The organism is Mycoplasma buteonis (assembly GCF_000733865.1).
GTDB classification, from domain to species: domain Bacteria; phylum Bacillota_I; class Bacilli_A; order Mycoplasmatales; family Metamycoplasmataceae; genus Mycoplasmopsis; species Mycoplasmopsis buteonis.
On the sequence record NZ_JPOK01000005.1, the window covers coordinates 132481 to 157906 of the forward strand.

The 25426-nt window shown below is 27.8% G+C and carries 20 protein-coding genes, 1 tRNA gene and 1 riboswitch; of the genes, 16 read left to right on the forward strand and 5 right to left on the reverse strand.

Translation table 4 applies throughout. From position 1 onward, the window contains the following. Nucleotides 1-186: 186 nt before the first annotated feature. Both aspS and hisS read right to left on the reverse strand, forming a co-directional pair. Nucleotides 187-1899 (reverse strand): aspartate--tRNA ligase, encoded by a 1713-nt coding sequence (gene aspS / locus EI91_RS01460; protein ID WP_036452233.1) that lies wholly within the window; start codon nucleotides 1897-1899, stop codon nucleotides 187-189. Beyond that, nucleotides 1892-3244: a histidine--tRNA ligase gene (gene hisS, locus EI91_RS01465; RefSeq protein WP_036452235.1), complete on the reverse strand. Its 1353-nt coding sequence runs from the start codon at nucleotides 3242-3244 to the stop codon at nucleotides 1892-1894. Before hisS ends, aspS begins: the two co-directional genes overlap by 8 nt. A 251-nt stretch (nucleotides 3245-3495) precedes the next feature. Here hisS and EI91_RS01470 point away from each other — a divergent pair, with 251 nt between their 5' ends. The 15 genes from EI91_RS01470 (at nucleotide 3496) to pip (ending at nucleotide 21893) form a co-directional block, all read left to right on the forward strand. Beyond that, nucleotides 3496-3969, forward strand: coding sequence for a hypothetical protein (locus EI91_RS01470; RefSeq protein ID WP_036452238.1), 474 nt, complete (start codon nucleotides 3496-3498; stop codon nucleotides 3967-3969). Between the two features lie 235 nt (nucleotides 3970-4204). Further along, nucleotides 4205-4374, forward strand: a riboswitch (Lysine riboswitch). A 90-nt stretch (nucleotides 4375-4464) separates the two neighbouring features. Next, complete coding sequence (locus tag EI91_RS01475) at nucleotides 4465-6315, forward strand: M3 family metallopeptidase (RefSeq protein ID WP_036452240.1); 1851 nt, start codon at nucleotides 4465-4467, stop codon at nucleotides 6313-6315. Further along, nucleotides 6299-9256: an OppA family ABC transporter substrate-binding lipoprotein gene (locus tag EI91_RS01480; RefSeq protein ID WP_036452242.1), complete on the forward strand. Its 2958-nt coding sequence runs from the start codon at nucleotides 6299-6301 to the stop codon at nucleotides 9254-9256. Before EI91_RS01475 ends, EI91_RS01480 begins: the two co-directional genes overlap by 17 nt. A gap of 79 nt (nucleotides 9257-9335) precedes the next feature. Then, on the forward strand, nucleotides 9336-10496 hold the full coding sequence (locus EI91_RS01485; protein WP_036452245.1) for an ABC transporter permease: 1161 nt from the start codon (nucleotides 9336-9338) through the stop codon (nucleotides 10494-10496). Continuing rightward, on the forward strand, nucleotides 10497-10769 hold the full coding sequence (locus tag EI91_RS03720; protein ID WP_245597285.1) for a hypothetical protein: 273 nt from the start codon (nucleotides 10497-10499) through the stop codon (nucleotides 10767-10769). Between the two features lie 39 nt (nucleotides 10770-10808). Further along, nucleotides 10809-11882: an ABC transporter permease gene (locus EI91_RS01490; protein WP_245597286.1), complete on the forward strand. Its 1074-nt coding sequence runs from the start codon at nucleotides 10809-10811 to the stop codon at nucleotides 11880-11882. Between the two features lie 8 nt (nucleotides 11883-11890). Beyond that, nucleotides 11891-12943 (forward strand): ABC transporter ATP-binding protein, encoded by a 1053-nt coding sequence (locus EI91_RS01495; protein WP_036452249.1) that lies wholly within the window; start codon nucleotides 11891-11893, stop codon nucleotides 12941-12943. Then, nucleotides 12933-15401: an ATP-binding cassette domain-containing protein gene (locus EI91_RS01500; protein ID WP_036452252.1), complete on the forward strand. Its 2469-nt coding sequence runs from the start codon at nucleotides 12933-12935 to the stop codon at nucleotides 15399-15401. Before EI91_RS01495 ends, EI91_RS01500 begins: the two co-directional genes overlap by 11 nt. 1297 nt (nucleotides 15402-16698) lie before the next feature. Beyond that, nucleotides 16699-16917 (forward strand): hypothetical protein, encoded by a 219-nt coding sequence (locus tag EI91_RS03505; RefSeq protein ID WP_051789160.1) that lies wholly within the window; start codon nucleotides 16699-16701, stop codon nucleotides 16915-16917. Beyond that, a complete protein-coding gene (locus tag EI91_RS01505) occupies nucleotides 16883-18682 on the forward strand; it encodes an MFS transporter (protein WP_051789161.1) in 1800 nt (599 codons plus the stop codon). Before EI91_RS03505 ends, EI91_RS01505 begins: the two co-directional genes overlap by 35 nt. A gap of 176 nt (nucleotides 18683-18858) precedes the next feature. Beyond that, a complete protein-coding gene (locus EI91_RS01510) occupies nucleotides 18859-19323 on the forward strand; it encodes an L-threonylcarbamoyladenylate synthase (RefSeq protein WP_036452255.1) in 465 nt (154 codons plus the stop codon). Then, on the forward strand, nucleotides 19323-19544 hold the full coding sequence (locus tag EI91_RS01515) for a TM2 domain-containing protein (RefSeq protein WP_036452257.1): 222 nt from the start codon (nucleotides 19323-19325) through the stop codon (nucleotides 19542-19544). Before EI91_RS01510 ends, EI91_RS01515 begins: the two co-directional genes overlap by 1 nt. Before the next feature lie 149 nt (nucleotides 19545-19693). Beyond that, entirely contained in the window at nucleotides 19694-19846 is a 153-nt protein-coding gene (gene rpmG / locus EI91_RS01520; protein ID WP_036452260.1) for a 50S ribosomal protein L33, read from the forward strand. Between the two features lie 65 nt (nucleotides 19847-19911). Continuing rightward, entirely contained in the window at nucleotides 19912-20958 is a 1047-nt protein-coding gene (locus EI91_RS01525) for a M24 family metallopeptidase (RefSeq protein ID WP_036452262.1), read from the forward strand. Further along, nucleotides 20958-21893 carry a prolyl aminopeptidase gene (pip, locus tag EI91_RS01530; RefSeq protein ID WP_036452264.1) on the forward strand — a complete coding sequence of 312 codons (936 nt, stop codon included), beginning with the start codon at nucleotides 20958-20960 and terminating at the stop codon, nucleotides 21891-21893. Before EI91_RS01525 ends, pip begins: the two co-directional genes overlap by 1 nt. A 93-nt stretch (nucleotides 21894-21986) precedes the next feature. On the opposite strand, the gene EI91_RS01535 is transcribed toward pip, so the two are convergent. The 3 genes from EI91_RS01535 to lepA all read right to left on the reverse strand — a co-directional run bounded on the left by EI91_RS01535 (nucleotide 21987) and on the right by lepA (nucleotide 24703). After that, nucleotides 21987-22060, reverse strand: a tRNA-Gly gene (locus tag EI91_RS01535). Between the two features lie 94 nt (nucleotides 22061-22154). Continuing rightward, a complete protein-coding gene (locus EI91_RS01540) occupies nucleotides 22155-22895 on the reverse strand; it encodes a class I SAM-dependent methyltransferase (protein WP_036452267.1) in 741 nt (246 codons plus the stop codon). A 2-nt stretch (nucleotides 22896-22897) separates the two neighbouring features. Further along, entirely contained in the window at nucleotides 22898-24703 is a 1806-nt protein-coding gene (gene lepA, locus EI91_RS01545) for a translation elongation factor 4 (protein ID WP_036452270.1), read from the reverse strand. A 121-nt stretch (nucleotides 24704-24824) separates the two neighbouring features. On the opposite strand from lepA, the gene EI91_RS03510 reads away from it, so the two are divergent. Next, complete coding sequence (locus EI91_RS03510) at nucleotides 24825-25421, forward strand: thermonuclease family protein (protein WP_051789162.1); 597 nt, start codon at nucleotides 24825-24827, stop codon at nucleotides 25419-25421. Nucleotides 25422-25426: the final 5 nt, after the last annotated feature.

The window sequence follows — 25426 nt, forward strand, 5'->3', positions numbered from 1 at the left end:
TTAGTTACTTTTATGCTTATTTCACCTAAAAAGTTTTAATAAAATCAAAAAAATAATAAAAAAATAACTTTTTCATATATATATATATATATAACGAGGGTATAAAAAAATAATTTTTTTATAAAAAAGTGGTGTTTTTTCAAAAAATATAGATTTTGAAAATAAAAAAGATAAGTTTGCACTTATCTAATTTGTATTTTTATCTTGTTTAAGCTGAATGAATAAATCATTTAATTGATTTATGTCAACTCCACTTGGTGCTTCGGTAAATACATCTTCATTTTTAGCATTCTTTGGAAAGGCGATAACATCACGAATTGTTTTGTGTCCTGATAAGATCATAACAATACGATCGATACCTAATCCAATTCCGCAATGTGGTGGTACACCATATTCGAAAGCTTTTAGAAAGAAACCGAATTTAGTTTTTTGTGCTTCTTGGTCCATTCCGATCATTTCAAACATTTTCTTTTGCATGGTTTCATCGAAGATACGTGCTGATCCGCTTCCTAGTTCAAAACCATTAAGAACTAAGTCATAGCTTTTTGCACGAATTTTTTCTTTAGGTAGATTATCTAGTTCTTCTAAAGTATTATCAAATTGAGTAAATGGATGATGTGCAGCTGCTCAGCTGTTATTTTCTTCATCGTATTCAAACATAGGTCAATCAACTATTCAAGAAAAGTTATATTCATCTTTAGCTCAGTTGTATCAAGAATTTAATTCAACTCTCAGAGCTCCAAGAGCTTGAGAAGCATTTTCAAATTTATCAGCACAAATTAAGTATGTTCCATCTTGTTCTTTTTGTGATTGAATAAGTTCTTTAACTGAATCTGCTACTTTAGTTGCAAAGTTACTATCAACAACTTCTCCATTAGATACTGTGAAATAAAATAAAACTTTAACCTTATTTTTCTTAGCGATTTCTTCAAGTGATTTAAATTCTTTCTTTGTAATAATTTCACTAATTTTAAGAAGTCTTTTACTGTTTGCATTTTTTATGATATTAAATTCTGTATTTTTACAAAAATCTGGAATATCACTGATTTTGTTTTCAAATCTTAAATCAGGTTTGTCTGAACCATAATCTCTAATACAATCATCAAAAGCTAGACGTTTAAATGGAATTGTTACTTCAACATTCATAACTTTTTTCATTAAATATTGAAACATTTTTTCAATGTAACTTTGAAAATGTTCAACATCCATAAAACTAACTTCCATATCTAGTTGTGTAAATTCTGGTTGACGGTCTTTACGTGAATCTTCATCACGAAAACAACGTGCAATTTGATAATATTTTTCAAATCCACTAATCATTAGTAATTGTTTAAATAATTGTGGACTTTGTGGCAATGCATAAAAACTATTAAAGTTTCTTGTTGGAACTAAAAAGTCTCTTGCACCTTCGGGAGTTGCTTTACTTAAAATTGGTGTTTCAATTTCGGTAAATTCGGCTGATTGAAGATATTCTCTAATTGCAAAAATTAAATCATTTCTTAATTTTAAAGTTTTTTGCATAATAGGTCTACGTAAATCTAAAAACTTGTTTTTTAATCTTAATTCTTCTTTCACATCGATGTCATCACGAATTTGAAATGGTAATTCTTTTGCTGTTGATAAAACTTTAAAATTAGAAACAGCTATTTCTATTTGACCTGTAGGAATTTCATTGTTATAGTCTTTTCTTTCTCTTACAACTCCAGTGACTTCAAGTACACTTTCTTTTGAAAAAGTAATAGGTTGATTAAAAACTAATTGAGTAATCCCGTATTTATCTCTTAAGTCAACAAAGTTTAATTCACCAAATCTACGTTTATTAGCTACCCAACCATAAAGTGTTACAGTTTTATTTACATCACTTAAACGTAACTGGTTATTATTAATTAATTTATTCATTTCCAAATACTCCTTCAATTAATTCTTCAACTTGATCAACATCAACATCATCAATTTCTTTTTCTGCCATAAAACGAACTAAATCAATAATACCTTGTTCATTTTTGGCGAACATTATTTTGTCATTGCTATCTAAGTGTTTTGCAAGTAAAAGATTTTTTTGTTCGAGATTTTTATCATCACAAATAATAATTTGTGCGTGTACTTTTTTAGCACGATCAAAAATTTTCTTAGATTTAATTAATTCATATTCTATTTTGACATTTGAAAAAATTGCTCTAATATAATTATTAATAATTCCATGCAAGAATTTTAAATTTTCATCATTTTCAGAGGCAGCTACATAAATTGATGCACTTTCTAATGCGGTTGTAATTTCATTTTGTTCAATTACTCTTTCACCAATAATCGAAATTAAACGGTCTACTCCAAAACCAAAACCAATACTTGAAAGTTCTGGTCCACCAAGTTGTTTGATTAAGTTAGAATAACGACCACCACCTATTAAAGTAGATTGACTACCAGTATTTTTATCTGTTGAGACAAACTCAAAAACAATTTCATCATAATAGTCTAGTCCTCTAACTAATTCATGAGCAATTTCGAATTCAATTCCTCACTCAGTTAGTAAATCCGTTAATTTTGTAAAGTATTCCTTAGATTCATCTGATAAGTAATCAAAAATCATTGGTGCATTTTGGACAATCTCTAATTTGCTATCTACTTTATCATCTAAAATTCTTAAAGCTTTATTTTCTTTTAATCTTCTTTGTGAATCTTCTGAAAGTTGATCGACATATGGTTTAAAATATTCGATTAAAGCTTTTTCATATCTATTACGTGTTTCTAAATCACCAATGGTATTAATTTTTAAAATGGTTTCAACTTCTAAGTTATTAAGTAAAATTTGTGCCATTAAAATTATTTCAGCGTCTTTAAAATAATTTTTTTCTCCAACGAATTCAACACCTGCTTGGTAAAATTGTCTATAACGTCCTTTTTGAGGTTGTTCATAACGAAACATTGGTCCAAAATAAGCGAATTTATCTCAATTTGATCCAAATCATTTATTTTCAATTAGTGCACGCACAAAACTTGCAGTTCCTTCAGGACGTAAGCAAATTTCTCTTTTACCTTTATCAAGAAATTCATACATTTCTTTAGTTGCAATTTCACTATCGTCACCAACACTACGTTTAAATAAATTGGTTGATTCAATAATTGGTGTTTCAACCATTAAAAATCCAAATTTATTAACTGTATCTTCAAAAATAAATTGAATAAATTTTTTGACTTCAAAATCCACTGGATTATAGTCTTTTGTTCCTTTAATTTTGCTAATCATTTTAGCTCCTAAATTTATATAAAAAATAATTATCTATATTTTACAATTTTTGAAAAAAATTACTTGATTAATATATTATTTATTTATATAAAAATTAAAGAGAGTCTATGTTTTTAGTACAAATTTTTTAACATCAATTTTTATCAGAATGTGTTTTGTACTTTTTTAAATTTATTTTGCAATTTTATTATTGACATTGTTTTTTTATTTCAAAAACACAATAACTAAAAACAAGCTCAAGAAGGAGACAAATGTCTAAAAACAAAAATTTAATTAAAAATGCAAATTTAGCAGTAGCTGCTTTAATTGTGTTTGGAAGCATTATTCAAACAATTGGAGCTTTATATTTAATGTTATCAATCCGTAACTGAGCTAAATTATCATCAAACGCCCATTTAGCTTCAGAAGTTTTATTTGTTCTTGGATTTGTTATTTTAATTTTCGGAGTTTTCGGATTAGTTTTTAACTTTTTTATTATTAAACCAACTAACATCAAACAAGCAAATGCTTTATTTTATGTTATTCCACTTTTTTTAAGTTTATCTCTTACAATTTCTACTTTTATTATCCTTTTTGGTTTTGATACAGTTAGTCAAAAAACAACTTTATTAATATTAGTAGGATTGAATTTATTTACAATGCCAATTTTAATTTTTACTGGAGTAGCAGAACTTAAAAATATTAAAGTTAAAACTTTATTTAATTTTAAAAGTAACAAAAATTAAAACATAATTTCATATATATGCTAAAAACTTGAAATTTTTTCTTTTTAATTTTGAGTTTTTAGCTTTTTTCTTTTTAAATCGTTTTTTATGGTTTATAATTGTGACATGAATCAATTAACAAACAAGAAAGCAATTATTAAGAACTGAACCATTCGTTTTAATATTATTATTAAAATGTGTTTTTAGTGTTGCTATCTGTTTTATTAAACATAAGCAGATAGAAATCTGTTTATGTTTAAGCTATAGAGGAGCTTTTAAAATAAGTAAGTAATGGAGCAGGCATGCTAAGAAGTTACTGAAAGGTTATAAAAGCCGAAACATTTAAAGTGGCAGCTTTAAGTGTTGGTAGAAAAACATAAAAGATTTCTACTCTTTGGTTATTAAACCATTGGTGCTATAGAATTACAAATTTTGATTAACTTATCTAATTTATTGATATTAATTAAATCTTTGTAGTTTTATAGACTACAAAGATTTTTCTATTTTGAGGTTACCATGAAAAGAAAAGTTCAAACTACTTATCAAAATTTAAATGATGAGAGTAAATTTGATTTAGAGAGTATTTTAGAAAATTTAACTTTTGAGCAATTATTAGATGTGTTAAAAGAGCAAGCTGATAGTTTACTAAAGTTACAAGAAACTAAATACAACTCTGCTAAGGATTTTAAATTAGAACTTTTAGGTAGAGCAAAAATGATGGAAACGTACAATAAATTAGAAACTTACACAAAAAATTGTGTTGCTGTTAGTTTAACTGATGGTAATGCTAAATTAATGCGTAAGCAATTTGAAAATCTTTGACAAAGTTTAAAAAATAAATTTGGTTCAGAAGATGCTGATTTTTATAAAAACTTTTCAAAAATTCAACAATTACTTAGTGATGAAGAATTAAGTTTTTATAAATATGCATATCAAAAACAAAAACTAAAAAGTCAACATTTTTTAGGTTTAGAGGTTGAAGAGTATTTAAATAAAACCGCAGCTACTAAGCCTAATTATTATGAATTATTTAAAACTATTACCACTCTTGGATTGAGTTTTAAAGATATTCAAACCACAAAACAAAAAGTCAATCACGCAAGTAAAACATTGCTATTAAGTCCAAATGATGAAATCAGACAAGACTTTTATAAGAATTATTATGCTGGTTGACTTAAGCAAAAAGAAGTTCTTAGTCAGTTGCTTTATGCACATTTTGAACAAAAATGTACAGAAGCAAAACTTCGTAAGTTTAAATATCCAATCGAACAATTTTTATATTTAGATCAAGTTAATGAAGAAGTTCTAAAAAATTTATATCAAGCAGTAAAAAATCATAAGCATATTTTTGATGACTATCAAAAATATCATCGAAAGTTTTATAAAGCTAAATTTGGTAAAACTTGTAAAAATTGAGATTTAGAGCGAGAATTAATTACAAGTCCAATTAATTGAAATTTTAATTCAATGAAAGAAATGGCACACATTGCTCTCAAATCACTCGGCTTTAAGTATTCAAAGATCATTGAAAAAGCTTTTTTTGAAAAATGAATTGATTATGAGCAAGCTAGTGACAAAGTCAAAGGTGCTTATACAAATATTAATTCATACGGAATTAATAAAAAATTAATTTTAATGAATAACACTAATACTTTAAGAAGTGTGGAAACATTAGTTCATGAATTAGGACACGCTGCTCATAGTTTTTTAGTAGATTCACAAGAAAATTATTATCACTCTGAATATCCAATTTTACTTGCTGAAGTAGCTTCAATGTTTAATGAAATGATTTTATATGATACATTAATGCTTCGTGCTGCTTCACTTGAAGAACATTTTTACTACTTAGATAAATTAATTAAAAACATTCAAAATACCATTTTTAAACAAACCATGTGATCTAATTATGAATATAACTTATACCAAGCTGTGTGAGATGGAAAAGCGAATAATTCATATGAATACTTACGAAAATTATATTGAGAAAATTATTGCGAATATCATGTTAATCCAAAACTAGAAAACGAATTATTAGTTCCTGCATTTTCAGTTTCGCATTATTACTATGATTTTTACATGTATAAATATGCAATAGGCCAATTTGTTGCTATTTATTTTTACTCAATTTATAAACATAATCCCAAAAATTTTAATAAACATTATATTGATGATTTTTTAACCTTAAGTGGAAGTGACTTTCCGTTAAAAATTTTAAAAAGCGTGGGTGTGGATTTATTAAATAAAGATTTTTACCTCCCAGTTTTTGATTACATTGAAAACTTAGTTAGACAATACCAAAAAATAGGAAAAAAATTATTTTTAAAAAGACAAACCAAAAAAGGAGAAAAAAATGAAAAGATTAAATAAATTATTGTTCTTATCTAGTTCTTTAGTTGCTACCGCAACACCACTTGTTGTTTTATCAGCTGCCTGTGATTTTTCAGGCGATTCAAAAGCACCAACAAAAACAGATGGAAACGGAACAAATGGTTCAAACGATGCAAATGGAAATTCAAATACCAATCCAAAAACAAGCAATGTTAACACAAACCCTAATAGAGCATTATATGAAAATGTAGTAAATCAAAGAGTAGAATACGATTCAAATCTTTCAGCATTTGCTGCCAAAGGAATTTACCGTAATGAAGTTAACTCAGCTTACAAAAATACTGATTTTTCATGAGATAGATCACTTATTTACGGTACAAAATCTTCAAGATTAGTAGATACAACAATCGGTAATATTATTGATTTAGAATCACTTGGAAAACCTAAATTTGAACAAAGAACTGAAATTGTAGACCCAGTTACTTTACAACAAGAAGTTATTGTTAAGATTAAACAACCTTCATTAGAAAGATTTAGATTATCTCTTGCTTCATCAGTAGTTGTTACACTTAACGATGGTACTGAGAAAGTGTATGATTCAGATGAAGCTGATGTAGCACCACAGCCAGATGATGGTCAATTTTTCAAGAAAGTTGTTTACAAATTATCATCAAAAAACCCACGTTCAATTAACTCACCAGCTTTTGAAGAAGACTTACATAATGCAAAAAAAGTAAGTTTCAAAATTAGAACAGAAGCTCACTGAGTTGATAAAACAGGGAATGCTACAGAATATAATTTATCAGCTAATGACTTTTGAGCAAGTCTTGTTAGAACTAAAGCGTATGCTACAAATTACCGTCGTTCAAACGGTGGAACAAAAGATATTGATGTAATCATGAATAAAAATTCAACTCAAGAAAATTACTTAGAAGATAAAAGTTATTCAAACGAATACTTATTCGACTTATTCAATATTGATTTTTCAAAAATGATTGATCAAGAAACTGCTGTAACTATTAAAGAAGATGGTTCAGAATACTTCAACATTGAGAAAAAAGATGCGTCACAGCCAGCACAATTTTCTGATGTAATTAAAATGCTTTATGAAAACCTTGAATTCGCTCCTGTGCCATATAAATATATCCAAGCACACAAAAATGAGCCAGTTGTAAAATCATACAAAACATTAACAGATTCAGAACAACAAGAATCATTAAATGCCGTTAAACAAGCTACTGGTCTTGCAAAAGAAGTTGGATTATATTGATATGGTTCAACTCTTGAAAATACACTTTTCAGTGGAAAATACTATCCAGTACCATATGATTCATCAGCTCAAGTTGATAAAGTTCTTCTTAACGAACACTATGCTCGCCAAGATTATCCACAAGATCCAACAGTAGTGCGTGTTTTTGAAAACCACTACGCAACTAGTCCACAAGCACCAGAGGTATGAAAGAAAACAGTCTTTAATTACTTTACTTCAGGTAACCAATCAACAGTTTCTCTTTCAGAATTAGAACCTCAAGATTTACAAGTATTACAAAATAACATTGAAAAATATGGATTATCATATTCAGAAACAAAACAAAATACAAGATTACAAAAATCAGTATTTAATACTGTTTTCCCACTTTTTGCTTCAGGTGGAAAAGAAAGTTACTACACATTTAACGATGCAACTTCATTACTTTTATATGGAGCTAAATTAAAAGATTTAGCAACAGCTAAAGCTACAACAGTAGATACACTTTTAGGTAATGCAGCTCAATTTAGAACAATGTTAACAGCAGCAATTAACTGAAATGCAGTTGTTGATGATTTCTATGGTTCAGGTACACCAAGAAAACCATGATTAGTACCAGTTGCTCCAGATTCATTAATTAAAGCAGATCCTAATGGTACTGATACAACAGTTAAAGAAAATACACCAAGAGGAAATCTTTCAGAATTACACAAATTATTTGTTCTTGATGCTAAAACACACCAAAAAGTTGATTTAGGAAACGGACTTGGAACAACAATTTCACTTGAACAAAGTAGTTCTGTTGGAAAAACTGCTGACGAAAAATACCAATCAGCTGCTTTTGCAAAATTACAAGATTTAATGACACAGTTCTTAGATGATTTTTATAGAGAAAATAATTTAGCTGAAACTGAAAAAATCGTAATGAATTTTGGTTCTAGATATACAAATGCTAATGCAAATGAAAAATTAGCTTATGAACAAATTGTTAAAACTTGAAAATCTATTGATAAAAAAGGAAGAATTGATGTAACTTTTTCAATTTCACTTCCGAAATTTGAAGCAGATGATAACAGAAACTGAGGTTACTTCTGACAAACAAATAGATTAACAACAATTGCAGGTTGAGGATACGATTATGATGGAATTACATCAGGATTAGATGGATATACTGGTCAAATTAGTGGTGTAACTATTGCACTTGGAATGCTCGCTCAAGACGAAGCAAAAATGAATCAATATAAAGACACTCTTCCTCAAACAATTAAGTTAGCAAAAGCATTTAAAGCTTATGTTGAAAAATTAGAAAGAGAAGATAATATTCAACTTTCAGTTCCATTAAGTGTGTGAAGTGAAATTAATAACAAAAACGTTTCATCAATTACAGAGGTTTTAGGTACTGCAAAATGAGATGCAACTGCACAAAAATTTGTTTCATGAACACCAGATGATGGTAAAACAGGTATTGATTTTGGAACACTTTCAGCTAAATTCTGACTTGAATATGGAAATAGAAAAGATGTCACAAAACTCGATTTAATTCACTTAACTTCAGAAATTTCACAATTAGTTGGTGTTGCTCTTGGAATTAATTTTGGAGTAGCAACAAGCTCATTAAACCAATACTTTATTAACCCTAGTTACTTAAACGCTACATCATCTTCAGATGTTTACGATTATACAAATACTAAATTAGGTCAACCATACCACAAAGAAGCAACTCAAAAATAGCTTCTTGATTGTTTAAACAACAAACAGAAAACTAACTAATATCTAGTTAGTTTTCTTGCATTTACAGAAAGGAGTTATTTTGCTCAAATATATTTCGCAACGTATTTTCTTTGCTTTATTAACACTGATTATTATTATTTTTATTGTGTTTATGTCAGTTGCAATTTTTTCTGATAACCCATTTGCTAAGCAAGCCCTTAATACAAATGGTTCAGGAGCAGATGCAGGAGAAGCGACAGCACAGAAAGTTCAAGAATTATTCAACAAATCAGTTGCTTATCATTTAGTCCCTGATGTACCTTATAAAGAGGTTGAAAGGACTTGATTTAATTTAAAATTAAATCCATTTATTCGTATGGCGTACTGATTTAAAGATGTCTTCGATAGTAAGCAACCATTTGGTCTTCCATATGACGAACAGATTTTAAGTGTTAGTGGTGCAAAAACTATCCCTGAATATTTCTTTAAGTTCTTAAAATTCTCAATTATTATTACTTTACCAAGCTTTTTACTTAGTGCAATTATTGGTATTAGTTTAGGAATTGTTGCAGGTTACAAACGTGGTAGCTACTTTGACGTAATTGTAAACTTTTTCTCATTACTTTTTGTAGCACTTCCGAGTTTCGTGTTAGCACCAATTTTAATTTCTATTTTACTTAAAGTAGGAATTCAACCCTTATTTTTAAACCCATCCGATGCTAATGTAATTCAAGCAAAAGGTTGAAATCAAGTTATTTTATCATGATTACCACCTATTTTAATTATTGTACTTGGTTCACTTTCAGGTTACATTTCATATACCAGAAACCAAGTTGTTTCTGTACTTACTTCAAATTACGTGCTAATTGCTCGTTCAAAAGGATTAAGTACTACTCAAATTTTCTTCAAATATGTTTTTAGAAATATTTCAATTCCATTAGCTGCTGCTATTATTCCTTCGTATATTGGATTGCTATCAGGAGGAATTATTATTGAAACATATTGAAGAATTCCTGGTACTTCTACAGTACTAACACAAGCATTCCCAAATGGTGAAATTAATTTAATTATGTTTTCTACTGTGCTTTTCACCTTTTTAGGTTTAATGACAAGTATTTTAGTTGATATTGTATTTGTTTTCCTTGATCCAAGAATTAAATACGGTTCAGCTTCAAAATATAATTACAAGTTATTATTTACATCATATTTACAACGTCAAAAACAATTTAAAGAATATCAACTTGATAGAAAGGAAAAGTAGATGAGTTCAAAAGAATTTAATAAAAAATATGGTTTAAATCTTTCAGACAAATCTACTGATTTGTTTAAAAGAGTTGTAAATAACCAAAAAAACTTTGTTAACGTTGGTGGTAAACCAAAGAAAATGGCTGCTGAGGTTTTTAAAAGATACTTCACTAACTGATCAGTTGTATTTTTTACAGTAATTTTCCTAGTAGTTCTTCTTTTATCACTTATTGTTACTTTTTCATCAACACATGATGCAAATCATCCAGTCTCATCATCAACTTGATAAAAAATTCCAGAATGAGATCCTAGCGCTAATAGTTTTAAAGTGGATGCAAATGGAAAATTAATTTTAAAAGATACTCTTGGAACAGGAATTGTTAAATCACTTCCACCTGCATATAATCCATGAGTTAATAGAGAAATTTTCTTTCCAGGTCAACAATTCCAAGATAATGTCGAAGTTCTCAGTAAAGAATATCATGGATACGTTTGAAATAATTTTATTTTAAATCCTTCTTCAAATGTGCCTGACTCAAGCTTGTCAATTAAGCAAGATCCAGCAACTAAAGTAATTTATGTTAATACAGTTAGATTCTTAAATGCTATTAATACTTATACTTTATTACTTGCTTCAAAATTACCTACTAGTGCTACTGAACAACAAGTTTCAGAAGCTGTGAATTTATTACATAAACTTAATGGGACAAATGTATTTTATCCAAATTCAATTTTAGGTACAAATAGTGCTGGTATTGATGTTTGAACTTCATCATGAATTGGAACATGAAATGCAATTAGATTAGCATTAATTGTTGCTACTTTACAAACAATCATCGGTGTTGCTGTCGGTTCATATTTAGGATTCCATGTTGGTTCTTGAATTGATACAGTAATTATGAGATTGATTGAAATTTTTGTAGCTCCACCAGGATTAATTTGATTATTACTTTTTGCTTCTATTTTTGGAACAAGCGATTGAACATTAATTTTTGCTTTAGTGTTTACAGGTTGAACAGGTTCAGTAGGTGGAACAAGAATGTTTATTATTACTGTTAAAGATTCTGAGTTTATTACTGCAAGTAAATCTGTTGGTGCCTCAAAAATGCGTTTAATTTACAAACATGCCTTACCTGCAATTATTGGAAAAATTGCCAATAGCTATGTTGCAAGAATACCAGGAATTATTTTAAGTGTTTCATCACTTGCGTTCCTTGGTTTCTTCAAAGGAGATACTGCTAACCTTGGTGCTCTTCTCTCATCAGCAGCTGGTGAAGCAGGACAAAACTTCTGAATCTTATTATTACCATCATTAATATTACTTTCAATATCGGTTTCACTACACTTTATGGCTCTTGGAATTCACGATGCTCTTGATCCAAAAGTTATTAGAGGAAAATAAGGAGATTTATGGAAAAAGAAACTTTATTAAGAGTTCGCAATTTAAAAGTTAACTTTAGAACTGGACGCGGAAAATTCATTAATATTGTCCGTGGTGTTGATTTAAATATCAAACGTGGACAAATTGTTGGATTAGTTGGTGAATCAGGTTCAGGGAAAACAGTTACAAGTAAATCTCTTATTAATATTAATGAAAATGCAATTATTACTGCTGATGAAATGGTAATTAACAATATAGATTTAACACAGTCAACTAAAGAAAAATTTTGACAAACAATTCGTGGAAACGAAATTGGATACATTCCGCAAGATCCACTTACTTCACTAAATCCAACACGTAAAATTGGAAAGCAACTTTTAGATGCTTTAAATACTAACAAAGATTGAAAAAACAAAAAGTATACAGAAAAACGTGAATACTTAGTTGGTTTATTAACTAAGTTTGGAATTAGAAATGCCTCACAAGTTTTCGATATGTATCCACATACTCTTAGTGGTGGTATGAAGCAACGTGTCGTAATTACAATGGTAGTTGCTCTCAAGCCAAGTTTAATTATTGCTGATGAACCTACCACAGCACTTGATCCAACAGTTCAAGCTTCTGTACTTGCACTTTTTGAAGACATTAGACAACAAATGGGAATTTCAATTATTTTAATTAGTCATAATATTTCAGTTGTTGCAAAATTCTGTGATTATATTTATGTAATGTATGCAGGAAAAATTGTTGAAAAAGGAACTAAAAAAGATATTTTCACTCAACCAGCCCATCCATATTCATGAGCTTTAATTTCAGCTATTCCAGAAAATAAAGAAGATCGTTTATATTCAATTAAAGGAACTCCACCAGATATGTCTAACTTACCTTTAGGAGACGCTTTTGCTCCTAGAAATGATTACGCAATGGAAATTGATTTTATTAAAGAACCACCACTTTTCCAAATTAGTGAAACTCATGCCGCAGCTACTTGATTGCTTCACCCTGAAGCTCCACAAGTTGAGTTACCAGAAGAATTAAAACAAAGATTAGAAAACTTTAGAAAGGTATTCGATGAAAAATAATCAAAAAGAACAACCTATTTTAGAATTATCTGGTTTAAAAAAGTATTTTGTTAATGGTAGCAGAATTAATAAAGCTGTTGACAACGTATCTTTTGAAGTTAAAAAAGGTGAAATTGTTGGGTTAATTGGTGAATCAGGTTCAGGAAAAACAACTGTTGGTCGTTCATTACTTAGATTATATGATGACTTTAGTGGATTTGTCACACTGCAAGATCAAATTATTTCTGGTAAAAGAATTTCACGTAAACGTGCAAAATTTATGCACAAAAATATTCAAATGATTTTTCAAGACCCAATGGCTGCCCTTAACGGTCAAAATAACATTTTCTCAATTTTAAAAGAACCTCTTGTAGTTAATAAAATTATTAAGAATCGTATTAATGATATTAAAGTGGATTGAAAGAATGTTACTGACAATTTTCACTATACTTTTTTAGAACAAGCTTTAAAACTCAAACTCGAAAATCTCCAAATCGCTCTAAAACTTTATGGTCCTTTTATTAAAAAGTGACAAGCTGTTAAATTGGAAGAATTTACTGCTGAGCAATCACTTGACGATCAATTTAATTCTTATTTTGCCTTTCTTGAAGAAAAAAGCAAAATTAATTCAATTATTATTAATAACCTTTATAAAAATTCAGAAAAATTAATTAGTTTATTTGAAGCTAAACAAAGTGATTACCGTAATCAAAAAATTGATTTTGATGAAGTTGAATTAGCTAATGCTCAAAAAGAATATAAATTCCAAAAACTCCTTAGATTCCATACAAAAGAATATTTAGATGCAAAGCAATTACTTAAAGAGACATATAAAAACCATAAAAATAACTGTGCAGAGCTAGCAGAACTATCAAGTGTAGGGAAAAACGCTCTAAAAAACTTTAAATATGAATTTAAAAATGAAGCTGGAATTCACAAAAATGAAGCTTTTAGTTCTTCTGATTTAGATTATTTTTTCCACCAATACAAACTTTATAAAATTAATAATCAAATTAAAAAAGAGTTCCACAAACGTTATCAAACTCTTAATTTCTTAAGTTTAAGTGACTTAAAAACTTTAATGCAAGAAATTCAAGACTATGGAAAGAACTTTTATGAAAATAAACTAAAAGTTGATCAAAGACAGAAAGCGTCAATTAAAGAAATTAAAAAGATTGTAAAAGAAGAGTTTAAATTTGATTTTTCAAAATATGAAACCAGTTCTTTAAAAACAAAAAAAGAATTATCTAATAAAAATATGCATTCTCGTAAGCAGTTAATATCTACTCTTAAAAAAGCTATTAAAGAGTTTGCTAAATTACCAAAATCAAATAAAGAAAATTTAGAAGCTGCTAAAAAGAACTTAGAAAAAACAAAAGAAGTCTTCGATCAAGAACTTGATAAGTTTATTGTTGAGTATCAAAAGAGAATTTCTGGTTATCGAGAAGAAATTGCAAAATTAGAAGCTGAAAGAACAGAAATATTAAATATTGAAAAAGAAGAAACTAAAAAATTCTTTGAAATCCACCGTAAATTTAATGATTTCTTTAAAAGAGATGTCATTAAAGTTGCTCAAAATAAATACGAAGAAGCTAAAAGAAACTTTAAATTATCTGATAGTAAAGCTCAAGATGATAAAACACAAAAATCTATAAAAAGAGCTAAAAATAAATTAGAAAATCTTAAAACACAATACAAACAAAAACAAATTGATTTAAAAATTTACAATACAAATATTATTGATAAAGTTAATAGCAATAAATCATTTGATATTGAACTTAAAATTGTCGAAAAAGATATAAATAATATTTATTTACTTCTTGGTATTTCTGATTTTGATCAAAAAGTTTTTGGTTCAAAAATTAAAGGAATCTTCCAAAGTTTAACCTCAGTTTACCGTAATAAGAGATTAAATCACTTATTTACACAGACAACAATTTATAAAGCCCTTGAAGATGTTGGGTTACTTAAACAATTTGCTTATCGTTATCCACATGAATTTTCAGGTGGTCAAAGACAAAGAATTGTTATTGCTCGCGCTTTAATTACACAGCCAAGCGTTATTGTTGCTGATGAACCAATTGCATCACTTGATATCTCTATCCAAGCACAGGTTGTCAATCTTTTAAAAGATTTATGTAAAGAAAAAAATATTGGAATGGTATTTATTGCTCACGATTTATCAATGATTGAATATATTGCTGATCGTGTTCAAATTATGCATTTAGGTAAAATTGTTGAATCAGGTGTAACTGAAAAAATTTATCAAAATCCAGTTCACCCATATACAAAAAACCTTTTCAAAGCAATTCCGAAAATTTCGAATGCAAATGAGAAATTTAAAGATGTATCATTTGAAACTTCTTACTTACTTGAACAACAATATCCTAATATTCCAAGTGTGCATGAAATAGAACCACAACACTGTGTTTATGGTACTGATGAACAAATTGCTAAATGAACAAATAAAAATAATTAGCAACCTAGCTTTTTTAATCAAAGTTATCAATTGTGATATTTTTACACTTATGCATTAATTTGCATTGGTGTTTTTTTATTTGAAATTTTAAAATGTTTTAATAATGAGATGGTAAATTTTAGTGAATTTATTATAATTCTAATATAAGTTAATATTTTTTTGATAATATTAACTTATATTTTTTGAGAAATAAAATAAGTTTTCAAATGAAAGCAAATAAAATATGTTTGAAAATTTTCAAAACGATTTTTTAAATACCATAAGTACTGATAGATCTTTTCAGCTTTTAAAACTATTAAGTTTAATAAATAAACATACATATGATTAGATATTTAATAATGATATTGAAATTGTCAATTTGCCCATAACAATTCAAAGAGTTAGAAGCTAAATGGGAATAGGAAGTGATTCTAAATCTTATAAAGTTACATCGGTTTCGATTCCTAAGTTTGCTTTTTATTTAGCAGATAGCATTTAATTTAATTTAAAATTAATGCTAAGAACTAAAAATATAGAAAAAGTAAGATATATTGTTAATACTTTTAGATGCGAAGATGATATTAGAAATGTTCAATTATTACTTTGAATACGAAAAATATTTAAGGATTTTATCTGAACTAAATTATTTTTTAGATGAATTTAATAAAATTTATTTTACTAATATTAAATATTAAACTAATTATAAAAGGTAGTTATGTTTCAAAAAAGCACAAAATAACTTCTAAAAAATAAATGATTTAGATTTTTGTTTTTCTGATAAAGCATATTTTATAAGTCAAAGGTTACTAATTTTAAAAATCTATTAATTGCTCATGCTGAGGAAACAAGATGTATTTTATTTAATAATCAAGTGTACAACCAAGGTACCATCGATTGAAAAAATACGAATATTATGTTTTTGATTCAAAGCAAAACTTTATAAAAAATAAAAGGTACTCCTATTAATAATTTTGTTTATTCTAATGAAAAAGTAAGAAAAATTAATAGACCTATTTTAGAACTAGAAAACTATGATTTTTTAGAAAAAATAAAATATATCAAGTTATTTCTAGTCAAAAAACTTATTGAGATTCTTAATTTTTGAATACAAGAAATTCAGATAATAAAATTAATTAAAATTTAGATTATTTTTCAATACCTTATGAATTATATTTTGGTTTGGGTTCTACAGATATAACTGAATTTCAATTCATGAATGTGATTACAATTGTGATATACCTTCTAATAAAATTCATTCAGTAGAATCATCTCTTTTAATTAAAAATATTTACTATTTAATGATGACAGTGGAGATTATATGTCAATTTTGCTAAAAACATACAGTAAAAACCTAACTAAATATATTGGAGCTGTCGGAATCTCTTCTCTAGGTTCAGAAGCATTTAAATTAGCATCATCACTTTATATTTTCAAAATTACTGGAGATTTATGATTGGTTACTTTATTTTATCTACTAATACAAATACCTTCATTATTTGTATATGCTTTTAGTGGTAAATTTAATAAAGTTACTTAGCGATAGAAAAGCTCTTTTATTTTGTGATATTCTAAGTGCTTTTGTATTAATAATTCCGCTTATATGAATTTTTATTTACCAAGATAATCCAAATAATAAATTATCTTCCTTTTCGATAGTTTTAATTGTAATTCAATCGCTTCTAGGTTTTATTCATTCATATCGGTTTATACATTTAAAGAATATTGTTTATTATGTAGCTTCTGATGATTCGGAACTTAAAAAAATGAATATTGGTTTTTCATTAGGTTTAGGAATTAGTTTTGTCCTTAGTCCTTTATTGTCGTTATTTATATATAACAACTTGCCTTTTTATTCATTAGTGATACTTAATATTGTTACCTATTTACTGTCAGGTCTTTTATATTGAAGTATTGCTACTTTCGAAAAACCAAATGAGTTTGAAGTATCTAAAAGTGCTTCAAATTCAATTAATATTTATAAAGGCAAGCATTACAAATTCTGATCTTGAATGTTTATTTTAGCTTGTTCATTTATTATTGGTATTATTCTTTTTCCAAAAAATTCAGGATTAATTCAATACTTCCAATCGCTTCCGGATTATTCATATCAGCAATGATCGTTTTACTTTACAATCATTATGTCTATATCAGGATTATTAGGCACTATATTTGTTTATTTATTAAATTCAAAAAAATCTAAAATTAAAAATATTAATATTAGTTATGTTCTGATACTGATTTCAGTTATTAATATTTCTTGAATTCCTGTTGGATTAAAAGGCACTTCAACAGTTAACCTTATTTATTACATAACAATAAATGCTACTCAACAAGTTTTATTTAGTTTATTTTTACCTAGTTTTTATAGCATTTCATATAAATTATTTGATCATCAAAATTTTCATAAACAAAATGGTATATCTTTAATTTTTAGAATTATTTTATCCAGTTCAGTTACTTTAATCCTAACTTATTTAAATAACTTTTTTGGTTACTTTATTACTTATACAACTTATTCAGTTTTAGTATTTGTTCTGACAGTATTAGCGGCAGTTTCTTATTATATTTTAACTACTTACAAATCCCAAAATTATTACAACACCGAGACTGTTAAAGATCTTTATTTAGAATATAACAAAAATAAGCTATGATATTCAGAAAAAGCTGTAATTACGAAATATTTAAAACAAAATCATGACAATATCAAAATATTAGATATAGGTTGTGGCGCCGGAAGAACTACATTTGCTATTGCAGAGCTTTATCCAAATTCTAAAATAGATGCTATTGATATTTCTAAAAAATTAATTAATGAATGTAGAAATAATAATAATAATAATTTTAACAACATTACTTTCAAATTTCAAGATATTACAAAATTCAGATTAAGTTCTAAATTCAAATATGATTTTGCTTTTTTCTCATTTAATGGGATTACAAATATTTTAAAAGCAAAAAAAGTTCATAAAACTTTTTCTAATATTTCTAGATCTCTTAAAGATAATGGTTATTTTATTTTTACAACTCATAATTTATATTCAGAAGAAAAGTATCGTGAATTTTGGGACGAAGTAATTAAAATAAATGATTTAGATACTTTTTCAGAAAAAAAGGTTTTAAATCGCGAAGAATATGGGACTATTGTTAAAAACAGGTTTTATACATTTAAAGATATTGAATTTATCGCTAAAAGACATGGTTTCGAAATTATTGAACATTTTAATCGTGATGAAGATTTAGAAACAGAGAATGTTAAATCTATTTCAACACCTGTTACTTTTTATGTTTTAAGAAAAAAATAATTTAGATAAAATTAGCTGCAATATGCAGCTTTTTGATTAATTTTTCATTTAATCTTTAACTAACTATTTTGACATTATGATATAATACCTAAGAGCCGACATCGAGAAAAGCGTATATGCTTATTGATGTTAAACAGCCTTCATTGAAGGCTTTTTTAATAAAGAGGTTTAAATATATGAGTGAGTATCGAGATATAATTATTTGCACAACTGATACTGTTACTGGAATTGGTGGTAAAATTTCACCAAAAGTTCTTAGTCAAATTTATGAACTAAAAAAACGTCCAATTGATAAAAAAATTATGATTTTAGTTGGAAGTATTGAACAAGCTCAAAAGTTTAGTCAGTGAAATGATTTGGCTACACAAAAAGCTAAAATTTTATGGCCTGGCGCTAACAGTATCATTATTAACAACCAAGGTTTTCGAATGCCAAATTCTCCTCAGTTATTAGCTTATTTATTAGAAAATGGCCCAATTTATATGACCAGTTGTAATTTATCTGGTGAAAAACCTTTAAGTTTACAAGAAGCAAAAAAAGTTTTTCCGATGGTTGACCATTTTTATGATTTTGGACCAACATCAGGTAAACCTAGCAATATTTATAATTTAGATACTGGTCAAATTATTGAGAGGTATTAATGAACAACGTTTCAGATAAAAGCAGAACAGCTACAGTTTTACTTTCAATTTTCTTAGGTGGCTTAGGTGTTGACCGTTTCTACGCAGGTCGTATCGGTTTAGGTCTTTTAAAATTATTTTTTGGATGAGCTACATTCGGAATTTGATGACTAGTTGACCTTATTTTCGCCGCTACTGGAAGCATGAAAGACGGTCAAGGAAATTCAATTAGTCAATGATAATTAAAGAACAGATTTTTATCTGTTTTTTTATTCAAATTATCAATTAAAAACCTTTATAAAAGTTGTTTAAAAAGTTTAAAAAAGCTTTTAAAGAAAAATTTTTCAGTTATAATTTAGTAAGAATTGTTAACAATATATAAAGGAGCACTATGGCAAGAGAAGGATATACACTTGTATGTACAGAGTGTAAAATGGAGAATTACATTTCAAAGAAAAACAAAAAAAATACTCCTGAAAAAGTAGAACTTAAAAAATACTGTTCAAAATGTAATGCTCACGTAAATCACAAAGAAAAGAAATAATAATCAATTTGAATAGTTCATGCTATTCATTTTTTATTTAAACAAAACAAACCGAAAGGGAATTTATGAATCGTACAAAATTAGACCAAATGTTTAATAAACTAGGTGTTGAAGTTTTAATTTCAGAAGCACCACAAACAAGATTATGATATGCTGGAGTTCAAACTACTGATGGTTTCATTGCTATCGAAAGAGATAAAGCGACACTTTTTGTTGATGGAAGATACATTGAATATGCAAAAAATAATGCAAAAAATGTTGATGTTGTCTTAATTAAAGGTCTTTCAATGCTTGAATGATTTGAACAAAGAAATTTCAAAAAAATTGCATTAGAAAAAAATTACTTAACAAAAGAAGTTCAAGATCGAATTGTAAAAATGGTAAATCCTGAAGTTATTGAATGAGTTAATGCTCAAGAATTAAGAATTTTAAAATCAGACGATGAATTACAAACTATGCAAAAAGTAATCGATATTACTTTAGATGCTTACAACGAATTTATGCAAAACCTTAAAGAAGGTATGACAGAAAAAGAAGCTGCTGCATTATTAAATTACTATTTAAAAATGCATGGAGCTGAAAAAGAAGGTTTTGATGAAATTATTGCAACAGGACCATCAAGTGCAGAACCACACCATCATCCAACTGACCGTAAGATTGAAAAAGGTCAACTTTTAAAAGTGGATTTTGGAGCACAATATAAAGGTTACACAGCTGATATTACACGTACAAGCATTTTTGGTGGTGAAGAAACAGCTAAAAATCCTAAAATGTTAGAAATTCTTAACATTGTTAAGGAAGCTGCTTACGAAGGACGTAAAGCAGTTAGACCTGGAATTAAAGCTTCAGATATCGATAAAGTTTGTCGTGATTATATAACAGCTAAAGGCTATGGTGACTATTTTGTTCACTCAACAGGTCATGGATTAGGAATTGATGTTCACGAACTTCCAAATGTATCTGCTGTTTCACCATTTGTATTAGAACCAGGAATGATTATTACCGTTGAACCAGGAATTTATATTGAAGGACTTGGTGGAGCTAGAATTGAAGATGACGTTTTAGTTACTGAAGATGGACACTACGTATTTTCTAGACCTAACGAAAAATAATGTCAAAACTTTATAACGAAATTGAACCTTACTTAACTGGACATCTTCCGGTTAGTGATCTTCATCAAATTTATTATGAAGTTAGTGGTAATCCAGATGGAATACCACTTTTATTTATTCACGGTGGTCCTGGTGGCTCTACTTCAGCTAAATGTCGTCAATTATTTAATCCTAGCAAATATAAAATTATCCTCTTTGATCAAAGAGGTGCTGGTAAAAGCTTACCTGCTTATGAAACAAAAGATAATAACACTTGAGAATTAATCAATGATATTGAAAAACTTAGAAAACATTTAAATGTGGATAAATTTGTGATTTTTGGTGGTAGCTGAGGGACAACTTTAGGTCTTAGCTATGCAATTAATCATCCTAAACATGTTTCACATTTAGTTTTACGTGGTGTGTTTTTAACAAGACAAGAAGATATTGACTTTTTATACGAAAAAGGTGCTGATGCTTTTTATCCAGAGTATTTTAAACCTTATAAAGAGTTTGTGAAAGATGTGCCAAAAGACACGCTTTTAGAAAAATACTATCATGTGTTTAATTCTGGTGAATATAGCGATGATTTTATTAAACGTGCAGCATATTTATTTGCTAACTGAGAAAGCTGCTTGGTTAGTGTTCACCACCAAAAATTATTTGATGATGAGCACTCAAATTTAAGTATCAGTAAATTAGAAACTCACTATTTCCATCATAAGTCATTTTTCCCAACAGATAATTATATTTTAGAAAATGCTTATAAAATTAAAGATATACCAACCTTTATTGTGCATGGTCGTCAGGATATGGACACACGTCCAATAGGAGCGTTCTTGTTAAAAGAACAGCTAAATAACTGCGAGCTTAATGTTATGGACGTAGCAGGACATACCATGTGAGATGAAAATAATTTGAACAAACTGATTGAAATTTTTGACAATTTAAAGTAATTTATTTAAAAAAATCACAATTTATAATTGTGATTTTTTAATAAAAAATAAAAAATTAAGTCACAAAGACTTAATTCGGTCAATCTCTTGAAATGGAGCGAGTGAAGGGAATCGAACCCTCACAGTCAGCTTGGAAGGCTGAAGTTCTACCATTAAACTACACTCGCAACTGATTTGCTTTAATATTATAATAGATTTTAAATGAACACCAAATATTTTTTTAATTTTTTTATAAAAAAATAGCACCATTAAAGTACTATTTTAAGCTTCTTTTTTTATTTTGCTAAAAGCGTAAAAAATTACAGGTGTAGATAATGTTTTAACTCAACTTGGTTCTAAATTATCGTCACGTTTTTCTTCAAGTATAATTTGAAAATTAAATAACTTTGCGATTTCATGCATGTCTTTTGTTGTAAAAAATCTATTTTTACATTCAAATCCATTATCAATTCTACTTAATACTTTTTCATCACTAAATAAATCTAAATCATATACTTTTTTCTTATTAACTCAAAAATCGTGATACTCAGCCGATGAAAACATATCATGAACAGTAAATAAGAAAATAGAATTTGCATCTTTTAATAAAGAATGAATTTTTTGAAAAATTTTCTGCAAATCTTCTGCATCTGTATTGTTAGTAATTCCATTAAAACTAAAGAAAATGAAATCAAATTTTTTAGTATCATTGATATTCAAAAGATCAGCTGTCTGAAATTTGAGATTATCAAAAGTGTTTTGTTTTTCACAAGCATTAATCATGCCACTAGCTATATCGATAGCTAAAATTTCAGAACGAGGAAAAAGTTTTGCTAATTCAAAGCTAGTTCTTCCAGCGCCGCAACCAATATCTAAAATTTGGTAATTTTTATCTTTTAGAGGTAGTAAGTTATTAATGTGCTTTTTTTCAGCTTCTCATAATCCATGAGAAGCGTATTCAATATATGAATTTAATGTTTGATTATCATCATAGTAATCTGATATTTGTTGTTTTTTGCTCATAATTATTTATTATCAATATTAGTTTTTAAAATTGATAAGAATGCTTCTTGTGGAACTTCAATTGTTCCAAGTTTTTTCATTCTTTTCTTTCCTTCTTTTTGTTTTTTAAGTAATTTTTGTCTTCTAGTTACGTCACCACCATAAAGCTTAGCTGTAACATCTTTACGGTAAGCTTTAATTGTCTCACGAGCAATAACTTTTCCACCAATGGTTGCTTGTACTGGAACTTCAAAGTTTTGACGTGGAATGGCATCCTTAAGTTTTTTACAAAGTTCTCTTGAACTTTCATAAGCTTTATCACGGTGAGTAATAATTGAAAAGGCATCCACTTTATCACCATTAAGTAAAATATCCACTTTAACTAAATCACTTTCACGATATCCAATTCATTCGTATTCAAATGAAGCGTATCCTTTTGTGGTTGATTTAAGACGATCAAAGAAGTCAAAAATTGTTTCCGCAAGAGGAAGCTCATAAATAACTTTTGAACGACGTTCATCAATCATTTCTAGTGATTTGTATGTCCCACGTTTTGTTTGACAAAGTTCCATAACATTTCCGATGTATTCATTAGGGATAAAGATGCTTGCTTCGATATAAGGTTCTTCAATAAAGTCGATAAAAGTTCGATCTGGGAGTAAAGTAGGGTTTGAAATTTGTTCTGTAGTTCCGTTTGTTAAATGCACTAAATATTCAACTGATGGTGCAGTAGCAATAATTCCGACTTTATATTCACGATCTAGACGTTCTTGTAAAATCTCCATGTGCAGAAGACCAAGAAAACCGACTCTAAACCCAAAACCTAATGCTTTTGATGTTTCTTGTTCTCATGTAATTGAAGAGTCACTTAATGAAATTTTTTCTAAACTCTCTTTAAGTAATGCGTAATCTCTAGTGTCAATTGGATAAAATCCTGTAAAAACAACAGGTTTCATTTTTTTGTAGCCAGCTAGAGGTGTTTGAGTTGGATTGTTCGCTAGTGTAATGGTATCACCAACATGAACTTCTTTAGCGTCTCTAATTGCGGCTGATACTCAACCAACTTCGCCAGCTTCTAATCATTCTTTTTTACTTTCGTGTGGATTTCTAACTCCTAAATCAATTACGTGATAATCTTGTTCTTCATAATTGCGTGACATAAAAACAAATTTATCACCAGATTTTAGTTTTCCTTCCATAATTCTAACTAGCATAACTACTCCACGATAAGGGTCGAAGTAACTATCAAATATTAATGCTTTTAAAGGTTTGTCATCATCAGCATCAGTAGGAGAAGGAATATATTTTACAATAGCATCTAAAAGTTCATGAACACCTTGCCCGGTTTTAGCACTAACTAAAACAGCATTTTCAGCAGAGATACCAATTACTTCTTCGATTTCTCTTTTTACTTCTTCGACATTTGCACTAGGTAAATCAATTTTATTAATTACTGGAATAATTTCAAGGTTATTTTCAATAGCTAAATAGACATTTGCTAATGTTTGAGCTTCAATCCCTTGAGTTGCGTCAACTAACAATAATGCACCTTCACTAGCTGCTAGTGAGCGTGATACTTCATAAGTAAAATCAACATGTCCAGGAGTATCTATTAAGTGAAAAATATAATCTTTATATTTTAATTGAACTGCATTTAATTTAATTGTAATTCCACGTTCTTGTTCTAAATCCATAGAATCTAGAAATTGATCTTTTAAATCACGGTTTGAAACTGTGCCTGTATATTCTAAAATACGATCTGCTAAAGTACTTTTACCATGATCGATATGTGCAATAATTGAAAAGTTTTTTATCTTATTTTTATTCATAAAAATAATTATATTAAAATTTTTCTTTTTTCTCTTGAATAGCAGTTATCTTTACGAAAAAATAGTTTCTTTTTAGTTCTTTTTGTTTTTAAAAATACTTATTAATTAGAAAGGTATTTTTATGAAGTTTAGAAAATTTATAATCTTAATTTTTAGTTTAATAACTTTGATTTCTTTATTTTGTGGCTCGATTAGTTTGCAAAAAATTAACTATAATAAAATAACTTTTAATTTACATTCATATCAGGTTACCAAAATTTTTGATGGTGATACTTTAGAAGTCAATGGTGATCAAATTATTCGGTTGCAAGGTGTTGATACACCTGAAATTTACAAAGATTTTAAAGATGAAAACCTCGCTGTCAATGAAAATTTTTGAGCACAAAAAGCAAAGCAGTACACTGAAAGCTTAATAAGAAAAAATAATAACAAAATTTTTTTAAAAATTAATCAAACAGATAAATATAATCGTTTAGTTGCGATTGTCTTTTTTAATCAAAATTTAGATTATCAAAATTCCTTGAATAATTTGTTAGTTCAAAATGGTTTAGCAAGAGTTGCTTATATTGATATTAAAAATAAAGCTAGTCCTTATTATGTTTCAAGTGCAATCGAAACTAATTTTGCTAATGTAATTAAGGAAAGTGAAACTATTGCTAAACAAAATAAATTAAATATTTTTTCTAAACCTTTAAGATATTCTTTTCACAAGGTATAAAAAAA